We start from the raw sequence: 17,244 nt of genomic DNA on the forward strand, positions 1-17,244 counted from the left end.
TAAATACATCTCATGTTCTTATTAATCAAGAGTGGGAAAGTGGATATTCCATGGAGAATACATATTTAAATACATCTCATGTTCTTATTAATCTTATGTTAGTGTTGCAAAATTACAAACCTATGGACTATTTAAATACATCTCATGTTCTTATTAATCGTGGATATTTCATAAAGTGCCACGCCTGCTTCTGTCATTTAAATACATCTCATGTTCTTATTAATCCGTGCAGGGCTGGAGTGCAGAGTATATCCGCATAAAAATTTAAATACATCTCATGTTCCTATCTATCATACTCTTTATGTTATTTACTATATTTAAATACGCTCAGCGTTGTTATTTATGCATGAAGTTATTATGATATGAAATAACCCTAAAAGTCAAGACAAATTCTTAGGAAATAGTATTTTCCTTACTAATCCTCTTAAACAACCGCGCCAATACCAACACGGCCGCCACAGCCAGTACCACCTCTGCAGTAAGCTGCGCATAAGCAAGTCCGTAAAGCGGAAACAGGAAGTTCAAGATATAAAGCGCCGGAATTTCCAGAACAATCTTTCTCATAATGGCAAAAAGCAAGGCTTCTCTGCCCATTCCCACTGCCTGGAATACACCTACAGCAATAAAATCCATACACAAAAACGGCAGTCCCAGACAAAATCCCCGAAGGAATTTTGTTCCGTAAGCCACAATCGTCTCATTATCCATGAAAAGCTGAGTCAACTGCGCGGCACCCACAAAATAGCCCACAGCCACTATGGCAATAAATCCCAGGCTGGCTTTTACCGCAAATACCAGAGTGCCTTTCATACGCTTATGATTTCTGCTGGAATAGTTATAACTGATAAGCGGCATAATTCCCTGGGAAAGCCCCATGGCAACATTCATGGGAACCATATTGATTTTCTGCGTAATTCCCATAGCCGCCACTGCGTCAGCGCCAAAAGAAGAGGTAAAATTATTTAAAATAGTCATACCCGTCACATTCAGCAGATTCTGAATAGACGCCGGAATTCCCACATTGCAAATACCCCAGACAATTCTTTTTTCCAGAGAAAACTTCCGGGGATGAATACACACAAAGGTACGCCCTCTCTTCTTCCAGAGCAGCACAAAAAAGTACAGACAGGCCACACAATTTGACAAAAAAGTAGCAAGACCCGCTCCCTCTGCCCCCATATCCAGACCCCAGGGCAAAATAAACACCGGGTCCAGCAAAATATTGAGGAAACAACCGCTCATGGTCCCCAGACTGGCATGAAGCGCCGAGCCCTCTGCCCGTACCATATAAGCCATCACCACATTTAAAATAGCGGGAACCGCACCGAATAGCACCGTCCATTTTACATATCCTGCTGTGGCTGCCATAGTGTTGGTATCCGCTCCCAAAAGCCGCAGAAGAAGATTCTGAAAAATCCCGCAAAGAGCAGCAAACAAAACTCCGCTAAAAAGCGCACAGTAAAAACCAAAGGCCGAACTCTTGTATACGGTTTCATAGTCTTTGGTTCCCATTGCACGGCTCATCATGCTGGAACTTCCTACTCCAAATAAATTGTTGACCGCATTAAATGCCAGCAGAACCGGAGCCGCCAGAGTAACTGCAGCATTTTCTATGGCGTCATTGCACATACCTACGAAATATGTATCGGCCAGATTATAAATAACCATAACCAGAGAGCTTAAAATGGTGGGAAAAGCCAGTTTTGCCACAGCTCTTGGTATGGGGGTCTGCTCAAACAAAATCACTTTATCATCGTTTTGCATAACCTTCTCCTTCTATATTAATATAGTTTCATTGTAACATAGAAGGAGAAAGATTTCCTGCTGATTTTCACTTTCTTATCCGGAATACCGCAAAGCCTCAATGGGCTTTTTCCTCGCTGCTTTATTTGCCGGATACAGACCAAAAACAATCCCGATGAATCCGGAAAACGCAACGGCAATCCACACAACCTGCACATTCATGGTAAAGGTCATATTTCCATTCATAAATTTTCCGATAATTTTCAGCAGAATCCAGGAAAATCCAATGCCTGCAAAGCAGCCCGCCATGCTGACAATGACTGACTCCATGAGGAACTGCAGCATAATACTGCTTCTGCCTGCGCCAATAGCCTTACGGATTCCGATTTCCCGGGTCCGTTCCGTGACCGAAACCAACATAATGTTCATAATGCCGATTCCGCCTACCAGAAGAGAAATTGCTGTGATTCCTCCCATCATCAGAGACATGGTATTGTCCACCTCCTGCATGGTTTCCATTACTTCAAACTGGCTCTGTATAGAAAAAGCGTCTTCATCATTGTCCAGCCTGCTCAGCATAATCTGTTCCACTGCCCGTTCCGTTCTGTCCATGGTATCCTCATCCGGAGATGAAACATAAAACTGGGTAATATCCAGAATATTGTCCGCAATTCTGGTCAAAGTAGAATACGGAATATAGCCTTCCAATACCGTAGTCTGCGCAGAATCTTCGTCTTCCGAAGAAACCGCAGCAGCAGAGTTCTCCAGACTGCTGCTGTCAGAAAGTACTCCCACCACCTGAAAGCGGTTCCCATTCAAACTAATGGTTTCGCCCTCCACGTCCGTATGACCGAAAAATTCAATGGCTGTGTCTTCTGTAATCACCATAACATAAGAATGGTTATCCACATCCGTCTGTTTTAATGCTCTCCCGGTTTTCAGTTCCATATCCATAATACGGAAATAACTTCCTGTTGTACCGTACAAAGTCACCGTTCCCTCCGTATAGCCGGATTTTCCTGTAACGCTGGTTTGTGCAAAAGGTGCCGCGTCTTCTATGGCTTCGTCCTCCAATAGCTGGCTGAATTCTGAAAGCCGCAGGGGATTTTCCTTGTCATCACTGATTTGTACGGTCAGATAATCCGAACCCATGGAGGAAATCTGCCCGGCCACAGAAGATGAAGCCCCGTCCGCAATGGATACCAGAACAATCAGCGAGGAAACACCTATAATAATTCCCAGCATTGTGAGAAAAGTCCGCATTTTATTGGCGTTTACCGCACTCCACGCCATTTTCCAGGTTTGTATTCCCATCTTAATTTCCTCCCGGAGCAGGTCCGCCTCCAGATGGCATTTCACCCATACCGCCCCCGGAAGGCTGCTCCATATTGCCGGGTCCGCCGCCCTGCTGGGGTGTCTGTCCGGAATCTGTACCCTGGGTATTGCCTGTCTTCTGATAATAAACCGTATCGCCCTCCGACAGTCCGTCTGTGATTTCTACCTTATCTCCGTCAGAAAGTCCTGTGGATACCTCCTGTTCCCCCGACAGATTGCCCTCATCGTCCTTCTTGGTATATACAAAGGTTTTATCGCCTTTTTCCTGTAGAGCATTAACCGGTATGGTCACCACGTCTTTCTTTTCCTCTACTGTAATGACGGCTGAAGCATTCATTCCTTCTTTCATCTGCGCATCCTTTGGAATGGTAATTTCCACTGTATATTTTGCGACTCCGTTTCCGGAACTCTGGGAACTGCTGCCTACCTTTGTAACCGTTCCTGTAAAAGAAGAGTCCTCCAATGCATCCAGCGTCACTTCGGCTTCCTGGTCTTTTGACACAGAATTAATATCCAGCTCATCCACGCTGACAGAAAGAATCATACTGTCATTGGAAGCCAGGGTAAAAGCGGTTACATCTGTGCTGTAAGACGACGTATCTTCTGTACTGTCTGAAGAACTGGTCTGCTGGGCAGTGGTTTCCGTGTCTGCAGCGGCTGCCGTACCGGTACTTGTGCCTGTCACAGCTGCTGCTTTGGCACTTGCCTCAACAGTTTCCCCGTCACTGCCTGATACCTGATTCTTGTTTTCATCCTGTCCGCTTTCATTTTGTTCTTTCTGGGTTTCCTGAGGTGTTGTTTCCGCAGTAACCGGGAAGGTAACACAAAACTCCAGCGTCTTTGCATCCTCTGATACAGTCAGACCTGACAAAATTCCAACTTGCAGTTTTGACACACTGTCCGCACCGAAGCAGTATCCCTCCCCTGCTGTAAGCGTTATCTGTGCCTGATATTCCGTACCGCCCTCAAAGGTATCTGCCTGGGGATTCCACACAATGCTTCCCGTATATGCGCCATCCGAAGAATTTGCCTCTGTCTGAGGAACTCCGTCTGTCTGGGGTGTGGCTAAGGCCAACAGTCCTGCTGTGCTTTCCGTTCCCTCTCCGATTGCAAACTGCAGGCAGATATCCGTCTGCTGCTCTGCATCGTTGTCCAACGCAGTTTCTTTTCCCGCTGCTGTCTCAGACGCCGAAGACAACAGCAGAAAAGAAGCCCCTGAGGCAGAAGAAGTATAAGACATATTGCTGGCTTTTGCAGCGGAAGAACCCGAAGAAGTAGTTCCCGATGATACGGCGGAACTGCTCTGCACCGCGCTTCCAGCAGAAACATTCACACTTCCTACCGTACCGTCTATGTCCGCAGTAATCGTTCCGGTCTGGGAAATGGTCACCAGCTTCTGAAGACTCTGGGTAAGTGCCTCTCTTTTCGCCGCCAACTGGCGGTATTTTACAGATTTTTCTCCGGTATTTACCGTCAGAAGCGTATCTCCCGCAGATACTTCCTGGTTTTCCGCTGCTGAAACACTGCTGACCGTACCGCCTGTACCTGTAATTTCCAGCTGCTCATGAATGTACGCCTTTCCCGTTCCTATTTTTGTCCCGTCCGCTTTCGCCGCCGTGACGGTGTCATCTACTGCCACACCATCATCTGAAAAAGTCACTGTGCAATCCGCTCCGCTGACACTCTCCACGCTGCCCTCTTTCACCGTACCGTCCGACAAGGTAACGGTCACCGTATCTCCTGCTGCCACACCGGATACGCCTGTAAAATCTGCTGCCATTTTGCCATCCAGTGAAAGCAGCATCAAGGCCCCGTTGTCCACCATACTCTGCGCCACATCACTGCTCTCCTGCACATAATTTTTCTTTATCCGTCCGCTGACCTTTGCCGTCACCTCCTGGGTTTCCGTATCGGATTTACATTCGTTCATATCTTCTTCCGTCTCTTCTATCTGCTCCTGTACCTCCTCCATAGCTCCCAGTACCGAGGTTTCCTCTACCACAGCCAGCACATCCCCTTTGGATACCGCATCGCCGCTTTCTACTTTCACCTCCTTTATCGTAATGCCGGAAGGAATTTTCACAGTGTCAGAATCGTCCGCCTCCAGGCTGCCTGTTCCTGTAATGGTATTGGCTATATCACCGGAAGCTGCCGACGCCTCCTGCACCGAAGCATTCCCCACAGGCTGCCCCTTAGACATTTTATTTCTCGCCCAAAACACGCCTGTCCCAAGGATACATATGCCTGCCAGCGACACAATCGCCACCGCTGTTTTCTTTTTTCCGGACATGCCTTTCCACACAGACATGCCCTTTTTCATATAAAACCCTGCTTTTTTCACTATTTTTTCCTCTTACGATAACTGCTCCGGTTTTTCTGTTTCATAGTCACTCCACTGAGTTGCCTGGGAGCAGCCTGACAGATCTGCCGTTTTTTCGTATTTATCTACAGTAATGGTATACTCACTGGTACCTTCTGCATATACGGTTCCGTCACTTCCTTTTATGGTAACGGAATTTCCATCTTCGTCGGTGATAGTTCCTGCACAATACAGATTTGTAAGTTCGCTGTCTCCGGTCACTACCCAAGAGGAACCTTCCTCTATATAAAGGCTGGCATATCCGCTTCCGCCATCTCCGGCACAGCTCTCATCATCCTTTACTGCACCTTTTAATGTACTTCCATCTGTCATATAGAAATCCAGTTTGCTGATACTGTCCCAGATAATATCACCCTTCATTTTTTGTGTAATGGCGGTAAACAGGCAGTCTGCACCGTTTGAACCGGACTGACCCCATCCTCTCTGATTCTGATTTCCTGTGCATTTCAGAAAGAAATCGTTGTCCTCTGCATAGGTAATGTCCACATCTGACAATACAAAGGTAGATTCTGTATTTGTGGTATAAAACATACCTCCGTTTTTCGCTGTAAGACTGCCTCCGTCCATTTCAAACGTACTGTTTCCTAGTTCTGAGTCCCCGGACATACTCTGGTAGAGAATTACATTCCAGGTACAGTCGTTCTGCTCATTATCACTCATATTTCCGGTCAGATTGGAATTATACAAATGGAGTGAATTCAACCCCTCAATGCAGACCGCTTCTGAACCGTTTGCCGTCAGATCCGCATTATTTACGGCAATATTTGCTGTGCTGTAAATTGCCGGAGAACCTGTGCCGTTAGAGGTATAAGTTCCTCCGTCCACAACCATGGTTCCGCCGCCTCTGTCGCTTCGGATTGCCGCAGAGGATTCTCCGTTGGTCTCCACATCTAAATCCCATGCATAAAGCGTTCCGCCGCCTGCTGCATGAATACCGCCTGAAGTATCCTGCTGTGTCTTAATGGTGGTATCCGAAACATAGGTCACACCGTCGCCGTAAGAGAAAATTCCTGCGCCTCCTGCCGCGTCTGTATCAACGGTACTTCCGCTGATATAGGCCTTACCATCTGTATTCAGAATGGCTGCTCCCACACCGTAAAAGCTGGAATTGTCTCCTCCCTTACTGTCAGAAGAGGTTCTGTCAGCAGTCACGTTCTTTAATGTAACCTGTGCACCGTCCAAAATATGCACCGCATTCTCGTCTGTCCCTGTAGATGTAAAGGTTTCTCCGTCTGCTTCGGTGTCTGAAGTATATTCTGTCGCAGCCGCATAACTGTCTACCCCTCCTGCATCAGGAGACTGTCCCATACCGCCGCCCATGGACATAACCGTAATTGTTTCTGCATTTCCATCTTCATCCAGGGTAATGGATACGGTATCACCTTCAGAAATATCGTCTAGAGTGATAGTCTCTGTTTGCTGTTCAGGCGGATTTTCACCCGGCTCTTCCCCGTCTTTACTATCACTTCCGGTACTGCTCTCTGTGCTGTTGTCGGTACTGCTCTCTGTTGTTCCGGTAGTATCTTCTGGTTTTTCCGGTGCCTCTCCATCGGCAGACGGAGCTTCTCCACCCTGAGGCGGCTGATTTTCGCCCTCTCCATCCGTCTGCGCAGAATCTGTATTTTCCTCTTTGCCGGCACCCGATGGATTTTCTCCATCTTTCTCCATTTCTTTCATGGTTCCTACCTCAATGGTGACAGAAGACTCTCCTACGGATTTCACTTCTCCATATACGGTATTTTCCTCGCTTTCCTTTTCTTTGGAAATACTGGTATCATTTGTACTTGATTTTGTACAGCCGGTAAGAGCCGACACGCCTAAGATAATGCCTAATGTGATTGCAAGATGGTTTCGTTTCATATGTCCTGTATCCTTTCCTAAAACAAGTTTGTGTGCTTTAAAAGGGAGTATACGAGGGGAACTTTAAATAAACCTTAAAATGGCAGAGAAAATTTTTAATTTGCCAACCGGACGTGCAAAAACCCCTGAGGAGGCCGCCTCTGGGGTTTTCTATCTTTTAAAATATATACTTTTTACTTCCCAATCACAACTTTATCCAGATGCCAAATTTCATCTACATACTGCTGAATGGTTCTGTCTGAGGTAAATTTACCGGAGCAAGCCGTATTCAGAAGCGCCATTTTCGCCCATCCTGCTTCATCTCTATACGCTGCCTCCACTTTCTCCTGCGCTGCCGCATAAGATTTGAAATCAGCCAGAATGAAGTACGTATCTGCTCTGTCACTGCTGTTTGTGTTCAGCAAAGAGTCATAGATTTCACGGAACATATTGAAGTCTCCCCCTGAATAGGTACCGTTAATCAGCTGCATCAGCACGTTTCGGATATCCGGGTCATTATTGAAATACTGCATAGGGTCATAGCCGCCATTGTTTTCATAGTTGATAACCTCATCCGAGGACAGACCGAAGATAAATGCATTTTCTGCGCCTACTTCTTCCACGATTTCCACGTTTGCACCGTCCATGGTCCCCAGCGTTGGCGCACCGTTTAACATAAACTTCATGTTTCCGGTTCCGGATGCCTCTTTACTTGCTGTAGATATCTGCTCGGAAACATCTGCTGCCGCAAAAATCATTTCCGCATTGGACACACGATAGTTTTCAATAAATACCACTTTAATCTTTCCGTCAATAGAACGGTCGTTGTTCACCACATCTGCCACAGCGTTAATCAGCTTAATGGTCTGCTTTGCGCGTCTGTAGCCTGCCGCTGCCTTTGCACCGAAAATAAAGGTTCTCGGATAGAACGGCATTTCCGGATGTTCCTTAATCTTATTGTACAGGTACATTACATGCAGAATATTCATCAGCTGGCGTTTGTACTCATGAAGTCTCTTCACCTGCACATCAAAAATAGAATTTGGATTCACTTCAATGCCATTGTGCTCCAGAATATATTTTGCCAGCCGCACCTTGTTCTGGTGCTTGATGTTCATAAATTCCTGCTGCGCCTTCTTGTCGTCTGCATAAACCTTTAATTTTTCCAGTTCCGGAAGGCTGGTAATCCATCCATCCCCAATGTGGTCCGTAATCCAGTCTGCCAGCAGAGGATTTCCGTGAAGCAGGAAACGTCTCTGGGTAATACCGTTTGTCTTATTATTGAATTTTTCCGGATACATCTCATAGAAATCTCTCAATTCCTGTTTTTCCAGAATTTCCGTATGCAGCTTTGCCACACCGTTTACAGAATATCCGCCTGCAATGGCAAGATGTGCCATTTTCACCTGACCATCATAAATGATTGCCATTTTACGGATTTTTTCCTGGTCACCCGGATATTTTGCCTGGATTTCCAGAAGGAATCTGCGGTTAATCTCCTCAATAATCTGATATACACGAGGAAGCAGCTTAGAAAACAGCTCGATAGGCCATTTTTCCAGCGCTTCTGCCATAATGGTATGGTTTGTATAAGCGCAGGTATGGGTGGTAATGTCCCACGCGTCTTCCCAGGACATGCCCTCCTCGTCCACCAGAATACGCATTAATTCTGCAACAGTCATAGTCGGATGCGTATCGTTTAACTGGAAAGTTACCTTTTTCGGCAAATCGTGCAGGTCGCTGTGCGATTTCTTAAACTTCTCAATGGCAGCCTGAATACTTGCGGAAATGAAGAAATACTGCTGTTTTAAACGCAGCTCTTTTCCTGCATAATGGTTATCATTTGGATACAGCACTTCCACAATATTCTTTGCCAGGTTTTCCTGCTCTACTGCTTTATGATATTCTCCCTTGTCAAACAGGTCTAACTGGAAGTCATTGACCGCTTCTGCGTCCCAGATACGAAGGGTGTTCACAATCTGATTGTTGTATCCCACGATTGGCATATCGTAAGGAATGGCTCTTACAGACTGGTATCCCTCCTGAATAAAGTGATTCTTGCCCGTAGCCGGGTCATATTCCACTCTTACATAGCCGCCGAATTTCACTTCTTTGGCATATTCCGGACGGCGCAGTTCAAATGGGTAACCGTCTTTTAACCAGTTATCCGGCACCTCTACCTGATAACCATTTTCGATTTTCTGTTTGAACAGACCATAGTGGTAACGGATACCACAGCCATACGCACAATATCCCAGCGTGGCCAGAGAATCCAGGAAACAGGCAGCCAGTCTTCCCAGACCGCCGTTTCCAAGAGCCGGATCCGGCTCCTGGTCTTCAATTACATTTAAGTCAAATCCAAGCTCATCTAAAGCTTCTTTTACTTCCTTATACGCACACAGGTTAATCAGGTTGTTGCCCAGCGCGCGTCCCATCAAAAATTCCATGGACAGATAATAAACGATTTTCGGGTCATCTTTTTCATACTGTTTCTGCGTGAGAAGCCAGTTGTCAATAATTACGTCTTTAACAGCAAGAGAGACTGCCTGAAAAACCTGTTCCTGAGTAGCCTCATCAATGGTTTTTCTATAAAGCATTTTTACATTTTCTTTAACGCTTTTTTTGAATTCCTCTTTCTTGAAATGATTATCCAACATCACTATTTTCCTCCTAGCGAAAGTTATGAAATTTTTTCCACCCCTAATTTTACACCTTCTGCGTTAATTTTCCAATCCTTTGTATAACCTTTTACTTCGTTATATACAACTTCCTCAGCCAGAACTTCTGCTTTGATTTGTTTTTCATGTACACGGAAGATTCCCTCAATTACCTGGTTATCCGCAAGTGATACCCGGATTTTATCCATAACTTCAAAACCTGCTTCCTTACGCATAGTCTGAATTTTGCTGATGATTTCTCTTACAAAACCTTCTTCAATCAGTTCCGGGGTCAGGTTTGTATCCAGTACAACCGTAATATCGTTGTCATTTTCGGAAACATAGCCTTCCATCTGCGCCATATCAATGAGCAAATCACTTTCCAGAAGCACGATTTCCTCACCATCTACATGCAGCTTCAATTCGCCCTGAGCTTTCAGTTCATCCATAGCCTTGTTGCCGTCCAGGTCCGCCAATGCTGTTTTGATACCGCCCAGGAACTTGCCGTATTTCGGGCCCACGGTCTTTAACTGCGGTTTGAATGTATAGGAAGTAAAGCTTCTCACATCATCTGTGAATTCCATTTCTTTTACATTCAATTCGTCTGTAATAATATCTTTATAGAAGTCAGAAAGCACAAACGGCGCTTTTACAAACATCTTTCCGATTGGCTGACGGTTCTTAATGTTTGCCGCATTTCTGCAGGCGCGTCCCATAACAACCACTTTCAGCAAATCGTCCATGTTTTCTTCCAGCTCTTTATCAATCCATTCTTCCTTCACTTCCGGGAAGTCACACAGATGAATACTTTCCGGTGCATTTTTATCCAGACTTCTCACCAGGTTCTGGTAAATATCTTCTGTCATAAACGGAACCATAGGCGCAGCCGCTTTGGAAATGGTTACAAGGGCGGTGTACAGAGTCATATAAGCGTTAATCTTATCCTGTTCCATACCTTTGGCCCAGAAACGTTCACGGCTTCTTCTGACATACCAGTTACTCATATCATCTACAAATTCCTGCAGCGCTCTGGCCGTTTCCGGAATCTTGTAACCAGCCAGGTTTTCATCAACCGCTTTTACTACTGTATTCAGCTTGGACAGCAGCCATTTGTCCATAACCGGAAGCTTCTCGTATTCCAGTGTATATTTGGTTGCGTCAAATTCGTCAATATTGGCATACAGAACAAAGAATGCGTAAGTATTCCAAAGTGTGCCCATGAATTTACGCTGTCCTTCCTGCACAGCTTTTCCATGGAAACGGTTTGGAAGCCATGGCGCGCTGTTCACATAGAAGTACCAGCGGATTGCATCAGCGCCGTATTTTTCCAGTGCGTCAAAGGGGTCTACGGCATTTCCCTTGGATTTACTCATTTTCTGTCCGTTTTCGTCCTGTACATGACCCAGCACAATAACATTTTTGTAAGGTGCTTTGTTAAACAGCAGCGTAGATTCTGCCAGCAGAGAGTAGAACCAGCCTCTTGTCTGGTCTACAGCTTCAGAAATAAAATCTGCCGGGAACTGCTGCTCAAACAATTCTTTGTTTTCAAATGGATAGTGGTGCTGTGCAAACGGCATAGCGCCGGAGTCAAACCAGCAGTCAATCACTTCCGGTACACGGTGCATGGTCTTGCCGCATTTCGGACAAGGCATGGTAATTTCGTCAATGTACGGTCTGTGCAGCTCTACGGTTTTTGCTGCTTCGTTTCCGCTCATTTCAAAGAGTTCCTGTCTGCTGCCGATGGCATGCATATGTCCGCATTCACATTCCCATACGTTCAGCGGCGTTCCCCAGTAACGGTTACGGCTGATACCCCAGTCCTGTACGTTTTCCAGCCAGTCGCCGAAACGGCCTTTTCCAATACTTTCCGGAATCCAGTTAATGGTGTTGTTGTTGCGGATTAAGTCGTCTTTTACCGCCGTCATCTTGATAAACCAGGATTCTCTTGCATAATAAATCAGCGGAGTATCACATCTCCAGCAGTGGGGATAGCTGTGTTCAAATTTCGGTGCGGAGAAAAGCAGTCCTCTCTCGTCCAAATCTTTCAAAACTTCCGGGTCCGCTTTCTTACAGAACGTACCTGCCCATTTGGTTTCTTTTGTCATTTCACCTTTTTCGTCAACCAACTGCAGGAACGGAAGGTCGTATTTTCTTCCCACCTTGCTGTCATCTTCACCGAATGCAGGCGCAATATGAACCACACCGGTACCGTCTGTCAGGGTTACATAGGTATCGCAGACAACGTAATGCGCTTTCTTATCCAGCTTCTTGAAATTATATAAGGGTTCGTATTCTTTATATTCCAAATCTTTTCCCACATAAGTTTCCAGAACTTCGTACGCCGGTGTTCCTTCTTCTCTTTCCAGAGAACCAAGAACCGTATCCAGAAGGGCTTCTGCCATGTAATAGGTATATCCGTCTGCTGCTTTTACCTTTACATACTGTTCTTCCGGGTTTACGCAGAGCGCCACGTTAGAAGGCAGTGTCCACGGGGTTGTAGTCCATGCCAGAATGTACGCGTCTTCGTCTTTTACTTTAAAACGGGCAATAGCGGAACGTTCTTTTACATCTTTATAGCCCTGTGCCACCTCCTGGGCAGACAGCGGAGTTCCGCAGCGCGGACAATAAGGTACGATTTTAAATCCTTTGTACAGCAGGTTTTTGTTCCAGATTTCTTTTAAAGCCCACCATTCGGATTCAATATAATCATCATGGTAAGTAACGTACGGATTGTCCATATCTGCCCAGAAACCAACGGTAGAGGAAAAATCTTCCCACATCCCTTTGTATTTCCATACGCTTTCCTTACATTTATCAATAAACGGAATCAGACCGTATTCTTCAATCTGCTCTTTTCCGTCCAGACCCAGCAGTTTCTCTACTTCCAGTTCTACCGGAAGTCCGTGGGTATCCCATCCTGCTTTTCTCGGAACCATTTTGCCCTTCATAGTGCGGTATCTGGGAATCATATCCTTGATAACACGGGTAAGCACATGACCGATATGCGGTTTTCCGTTTGCAGTCGGCGGTCCATCATAGAAGGTATACGTTTCTCCTTCTTTTCTCTGCTCCATACTTTTTTTGAAAATGTCATTGTCCTTCCAGAATTTTTCAACATTCTTTTCGCGCTCTACAAAATTCAGGTCTGTAGTAACTTTCTGATACATGATTTTTCTCCTCTCTTGATTGACTGAAAACAAAAAACTCCCGTCCTGTAACAGGACGAGAGCAAATACGCTGTCGTTATACCACCTCTTACAACATACACAACATTTCTGTCTTAATATGCGTTCCCTTTAACGGAGGAAGCCCGGCATCTCCTACTGGATTCAGATAGCAACTCAGGAGTGATTTTCTTTCACTGCTACTGGTACCGGATTTCCACCATCTCCGGCTCTCTATAACGTTTGCATGCAGAAACCATATCTGGTAAAACAAGAGATTGTGCGGCTTCTGTCAGTGAAATACTGTCTCCGTCTTGGTTTTTCAGTATAGTTCTTATTATACTGAGTGTGTTTGGGGGTTGTCAAGAGGGATTGGAGGGAAAGATATAAGTATTCATATCAACTTGAAAAAGGTCACATACAAATCCCCTTAAACAGATAAGATAATATCTCATTTCGCAGGAGTGTTTACTCTGTTTTCTCTATTCTTTTCGCCTCTTCCCTTTCAATCTGCTTAATACCTTTCTGTGGCGTGGGCAGATTTTCAGGCATTGTCCCTCCTAATTCAGCTATTGTCTGGCGTACCTTTTGGCCGACTTGAAAATGAACATCTCCGGCCTCTTTCTTTCCTGTCACCTGGTCCCGCCTGAGTTTTCCTGCTGTCTGGTCTTCACGGCGAAATATGTCTGCCCTAATGCAATCACTTCTTTACGGGAATCTCCATTCATCACGATTAGATAACATGCATAACGTGTAAGCATATAATCTTCAACTTCTCGTACCGCCCCTTTAGCTAAATTTATCATTTTGCCAACGCCGGCAAAATGATCATTTACTTCATTTCCACTTTTTTTACATGCTTCTTTCGCTCTATCAATTGTTTCTTTAAATCGTCTCCATTGTGTATAGTTTAATACTTCTCGGAGTTCCCTTGCATACCAGAATTCCTGCCCGTACTCGTTTATATGTTTTATATTTTCAAATATTTCTTCGCTGTAATTTTCCATATCTTTTCCCATGAATCCTACCCTCCATAAAATCATCCTATTCCCTATGTACTATTTTTTCTCTTTCAGCACGATACTTTAACAATCGTAATACATAATCTGGCAATTCTCTTTTCTCCGCTTCCCAATCCTGCACAGTACGATATGGAATTCCAAAATAATCGCAAAACTCTCTGCGATTCATTCCCATCTGCTCTCTTAACTCTTTTACTTCTTTTCCTCGACTCACACTATTCCTCCTTTTATACGCATTGCGTTATTTTATGATAGTAAAAAAACACAATACTGTCAAGCTTTTTTATCAAAAAATCCCCTTAAACGGATAAGACAATATCTCATTCCGCTTAAGGGGATTTGCTTTTTATCCGCCTAAATCAACTTAAATTTTTTAATATGCCGTTAAGATTTCCAGCAGTACTCCCATAATATCCCTGTCTATCTCCATCGCATTTAACTGAGAAATCAGAATCGGCAGTTCTCTCTATTTTAAAACCTCATTGTAAATACGTTCTTTTTCTTCATAAGACATCTCTGCTTGGTCCAGGAATTCAAAGATTTCCTTTTCAAACTGATTTTTTATCTGGTCTGTCATCGGCAGAATCGTACCCGCTTTTGCCAAAACCGGCAGTGTTTCTTTGTCTCTGTACACTGTAATATTTCCAAAGTAATATTCATTTCCATGGATATACGCCTGTTCTTCTTCCGGATATTCATAGTATAAAGGAAGTATCAAAGGTATATCTTCTTCATAGCTTCTATGATTCATGGTATACAAATAGGGAAGCATACGGTGCCGAAGCTGCAGGAATGTGGTCATAATGCGTTCCGTTTCCCTGCCAAATCTCCATGGTTCTTTGCTGTTAAAGGAACAATTGGTACTGTGCAGACGTATAACAGGGATAAATACGCCAAATTGTATTCAAAGGGTATAAGTTCCTCATCTTTATATCCAAACATATGGCCGTCAATATCATGAACGATATCTTGTGTCCGTGGTGCCACCTTCAATACCATGAGACCACTCACAGAATCCTGCTTTTTATAAACGTCTTTTATTTCCGGAAAATAGACACTGAACCATCTTGCAATACGGTTCTTGATTCGTGTGATTTCTTCCTGGGTTTGAAGCCGGGGATTAAAAAGACTTTGAATCTCCGCACAAATACCTGTTGGTATATATGGATATAAAAATCCGCCTTCATTTACCAGGGCCGCAATTGTTTTTGAATCCTTACGTCCATTTTTATTCGGATTGTTATCGTCCACAATGCTGAAAATGTTAAATTAATCATTTTCAGGATACAGCAAATCGAGGTAAGGTGTCTTTCTTTTATGCAAAATCACGAAATTGCTCATTTATAGTTTCTAAAATATAACATCATTAAAAGGGCACTTTTTGAAAGATTTCTCTCTCGAAAAGCGCCCTCAGCAATCCATTATGTTGTCAAAATTAAAAGTTTTTTAATCTCTTAGTACAACTTTGCTCCTGCCGGAATCTTATCATCCACAATCAGAACATTCAGGCCTTCTCTTCCCTCTACCAGGTGAGTTGCAGAAATAATCATACCACAGGAATCGATACCCATCATCTTACGCGGCGGAAGGTTTGTAATAGCAATCAGCGTTTTGCCTACCAGTTCTTCCGGTTCATAATAATCATGGATACCTGACAGAATCACACGGTCTTCGCCGCTTCCGTCATCCAACACAAATTTCAGCAGTTTCTTGCTCTTCGGCACTGCCTCACATTCTTTTACTTTCACAGCTCTGAAATCAGATTTGCTGAAAGTTTCAAAATCCACCATATCCTCAAACAACGGCTCTACTTCTACGTTGGAAAAGTCAATCTCAACCTTAACCGGTGCAGCTTCTGCTACTGTTTCTGCAACCGCTTTTGCTGCAGGTGCAGTCTGTGCCGCATTGTTCGCCTCGTTCTTGGAAGCGCCCTGGGACTTCATTGTCGGGAAATATTTTATGATCTCTTCGTGATCACTTATTATCCCTTATTCCGGCTTGCAACTGAATATGGATATTATTCACAATCCTTCGTTATCATTCATTATTCAATTCATTTTGTTGTCATTTTGCTGTCATTCAAAAATTTTGTTGTCATTCTCGAATTTGTGAGCCCTTCTCAAAAGATATCTAATTTGGCTGCCAAATTCTCGAATGATTCTTGTTTCTTCTTTTCTGTTGCTTCAGCGTAGATGTCCAATGTAGTCTCAATATTCTTGTGACCCATAATGGACTGGATAACTTTTAAATTTGTTTCGTTTTCGCAAAGTCTGGTGCAAAAAGTGTGCCGCAAATGATGGCATGAAAAATTAGGTAGAATAATCGGATCCCTGTGTTCTTTTTTTGCCCGAACCACTTCATCAGCATTATAGTTGTTGGCAATACGTTTTATTGTGTGATTGACTGTCTGCGGGTTAGGCACTGAACCAAAGCGATTACAGAAAATAAAGCCCGTCATTCCGTCAATCTCTGTCTCATTGAATCCGTTTTCCTTTTGCTCTTCATAGAGCATTTCAAAAGCATCTTTTACAATATCCAGCATCGGTATAGTTCTGATACCAGCATCTGTCTTCGGAAGTGAAACCCTTAAAACACATTTATTACTTCCATTCGCCGGATAATATACCAGGCTATGGTTAATACTGATTACCCGCTTTTCAAAGTCAAGATCCTTCCATCGTAATCCAAGTGCTTCTCCGATCCTGCAGCCTGTTCCCAATAAAATAGTAAACATAGGCCACCAGTGATAATAAATCGGATGGTTAGCAATATACTCCATAAAACATCTCTGCTGTTCAATGGTCAACGCATGCCTTACGCCTCTGTTTTTCCCTGATTCTCTGCTTATTTCCTTCATTACACCATCAGTAGGATTTTTTCGGATAATCTCATCCCTTACCGCCAACTGAAATGTAGGATGAAGCAGACAATGCACTGAATCAAGCGTTCCTAATGAAATACCTTGCTGATTAAGAAGATAATAGTAAAACTGCAAAACATGAGAATATTTTATCTCCGCAATTCTTTTCTGTCCAAAAGTATCCCTCACATAATGATCATAGGTATATAAATAGGAACTTCTTGTAGACTCTCTCAAATTATAT

Annotated in this window: 11 protein-coding genes and 3 pseudogenes; all 14 read right to left on the reverse strand. The window is 44.0% G+C overall.

The features are described from left to right. Positions 1-393 precede the first annotated feature (393 nt). Positions 394-1,764, reverse strand: a complete 1,371-nt coding sequence (locus tag WKT17_RS15570; RefSeq protein WP_291681142.1) for an MATE family efflux transporter — start codon at positions 1,762-1,764, stop codon at positions 394-396. Positions 1,765-1,839: 75 nt separating this feature from the next. After that, positions 1,840-3,057, reverse strand: a complete 1,218-nt coding sequence (locus WKT17_RS15575; RefSeq protein WP_291681141.1) for an ABC transporter permease — start codon at positions 3,055-3,057, stop codon at positions 1,840-1,842. Position 3,058: 1 nt separating this feature from the next. Next, positions 3,059-5,398: an HlyD family efflux transporter periplasmic adaptor subunit gene (locus WKT17_RS15580; protein WP_291681140.1), complete on the reverse strand. Its 2,340-nt coding sequence runs from the start codon at positions 5,396-5,398 to the stop codon at positions 3,059-3,061. A 33-nt stretch (positions 5,399-5,431) separates the two neighbouring features. Beyond that, entirely contained in the window at positions 5,432-7,318 is a 1,887-nt protein-coding gene (locus WKT17_RS15585; RefSeq protein WP_340273573.1) for a hypothetical protein, read from the reverse strand. 173 nt (positions 7,319-7,491) lie between these two features. Beyond that, a complete protein-coding gene (locus WKT17_RS15590; RefSeq protein ID WP_294462331.1) occupies positions 7,492-9,954 on the reverse strand; it encodes a glycogen/starch/alpha-glucan phosphorylase in 2,463 nt (820 codons plus the stop codon). 23 nt (positions 9,955-9,977) lie between these two features. Continuing rightward, a complete protein-coding gene (gene ileS / locus WKT17_RS15595) occupies positions 9,978-13,121 on the reverse strand; it encodes an isoleucine--tRNA ligase (protein WP_294462334.1) in 3,144 nt (1,047 codons plus the stop codon). A gap of 465 nt (positions 13,122-13,586) precedes the next feature. Beyond that, positions 13,587-13,754 carry a hypothetical protein gene (locus WKT17_RS15600; RefSeq protein WP_330489637.1) on the reverse strand — a complete coding sequence of 56 codons (168 nt, stop codon included), beginning with the start codon at positions 13,752-13,754 and terminating at the stop codon, positions 13,587-13,589. Beyond that, positions 13,751-14,137, reverse strand: a complete 387-nt coding sequence (locus WKT17_RS15605) for a BRO family protein (RefSeq protein ID WP_330489638.1) — start codon at positions 14,135-14,137, stop codon at positions 13,751-13,753. Before WKT17_RS15605 ends, WKT17_RS15600 begins: the two co-directional genes overlap by 4 nt. Positions 14,138-14,162: 25 nt before the next feature. Beyond that, a complete protein-coding gene (locus WKT17_RS15610) occupies positions 14,163-14,315 on the reverse strand; it encodes a helix-turn-helix domain-containing protein (RefSeq protein WP_180211128.1) in 153 nt (50 codons plus the stop codon). 291 nt (positions 14,316-14,606) lie between these two features. After that, positions 14,607-14,942 (reverse strand): hypothetical protein, encoded by a 336-nt coding sequence (locus WKT17_RS15615; RefSeq protein WP_330489639.1) that lies wholly within the window; start codon positions 14,940-14,942, stop codon positions 14,607-14,609. Positions 14,943-14,948: 6 nt separating this feature from the next. After that, positions 14,949-15,044 (reverse strand): annotated as a pseudogene (locus WKT17_RS16355) (TIM-barrel domain-containing protein); the annotation flags it as partial. A 59-nt stretch (positions 15,045-15,103) separates the two neighbouring features. Continuing rightward, positions 15,104-15,391 (reverse strand): annotated as a pseudogene (locus WKT17_RS15620) (IS110 family transposase); the annotation flags it as partial. Between the two features lie 203 nt (positions 15,392-15,594). Continuing rightward, a pseudogene (locus WKT17_RS15625) lies at positions 15,595-16,092 on the reverse strand (lysine--tRNA ligase); the annotation flags it as partial. A 167-nt stretch (positions 16,093-16,259) separates the two neighbouring features. Further along, the coding region (locus WKT17_RS15630) for a tyrosine-type recombinase/integrase (protein WP_340273579.1) at positions 16,260-17,244 on the reverse strand (985 nt) is incomplete at its 5' end.

This window comes from Blautia sp. HCN-20427, from assembly GCF_037890365.1.
Classification (GTDB): Bacteria; Bacillota; Clostridia; order Lachnospirales; family Lachnospiraceae; genus Blautia.

Coding starts and splice junctions, on each gene's coding strand:
- WKT17_RS15570 (WP_291681142.1), bottom strand. CDS start 1,764: ATGCAAAACGATGATAAAGTGATTTTGTTTGAGCAGACCCCCATACCA.
- WKT17_RS15575 (WP_291681141.1), bottom strand. CDS start 3,057: ATGGGAATACAAACCTGGAAAATGGCGTGGAGTGCGGTAAACGCCAAT.
- WKT17_RS15580 (WP_291681140.1), bottom strand. CDS start 5,398: ATGAAAAAGGGCATGTCTGTGTGGAAAGGCATGTCCGGAAAAAAGAAA.
- WKT17_RS15585 (WP_340273573.1), bottom strand. CDS start 7,318: ATGAAACGAAACCATCTTGCAATCACATTAGGCATTATCTTAGGCGTG.
- WKT17_RS15590 (WP_294462331.1), bottom strand. CDS start 9,954: ATGTTGGATAATCATTTCAAGAAAGAGGAATTCAAAAAAAGCGTTAAA.
- ileS (WP_294462334.1), bottom strand. CDS start 13,121: ATGTATCAGAAAGTTACTACAGACCTGAATTTTGTAGAGCGCGAAAAG.
- WKT17_RS15605 (WP_330489638.1), bottom strand. CDS start 14,137: ATGGGAAAAGATATGGAAAATTACAGCGAAGAAATATTTGAAAATATA.
- WKT17_RS15610 (WP_180211128.1), bottom strand. CDS start 14,315: ATGGGAATGAATCGCAGAGAGTTTTGCGATTATTTTGGAATTCCATAT.
- WKT17_RS15615 (WP_330489639.1), bottom strand. CDS start 14,942: ATGACCACATTCCTGCAGCTTCGGCACCGTATGCTTCCCTATTTGTAT.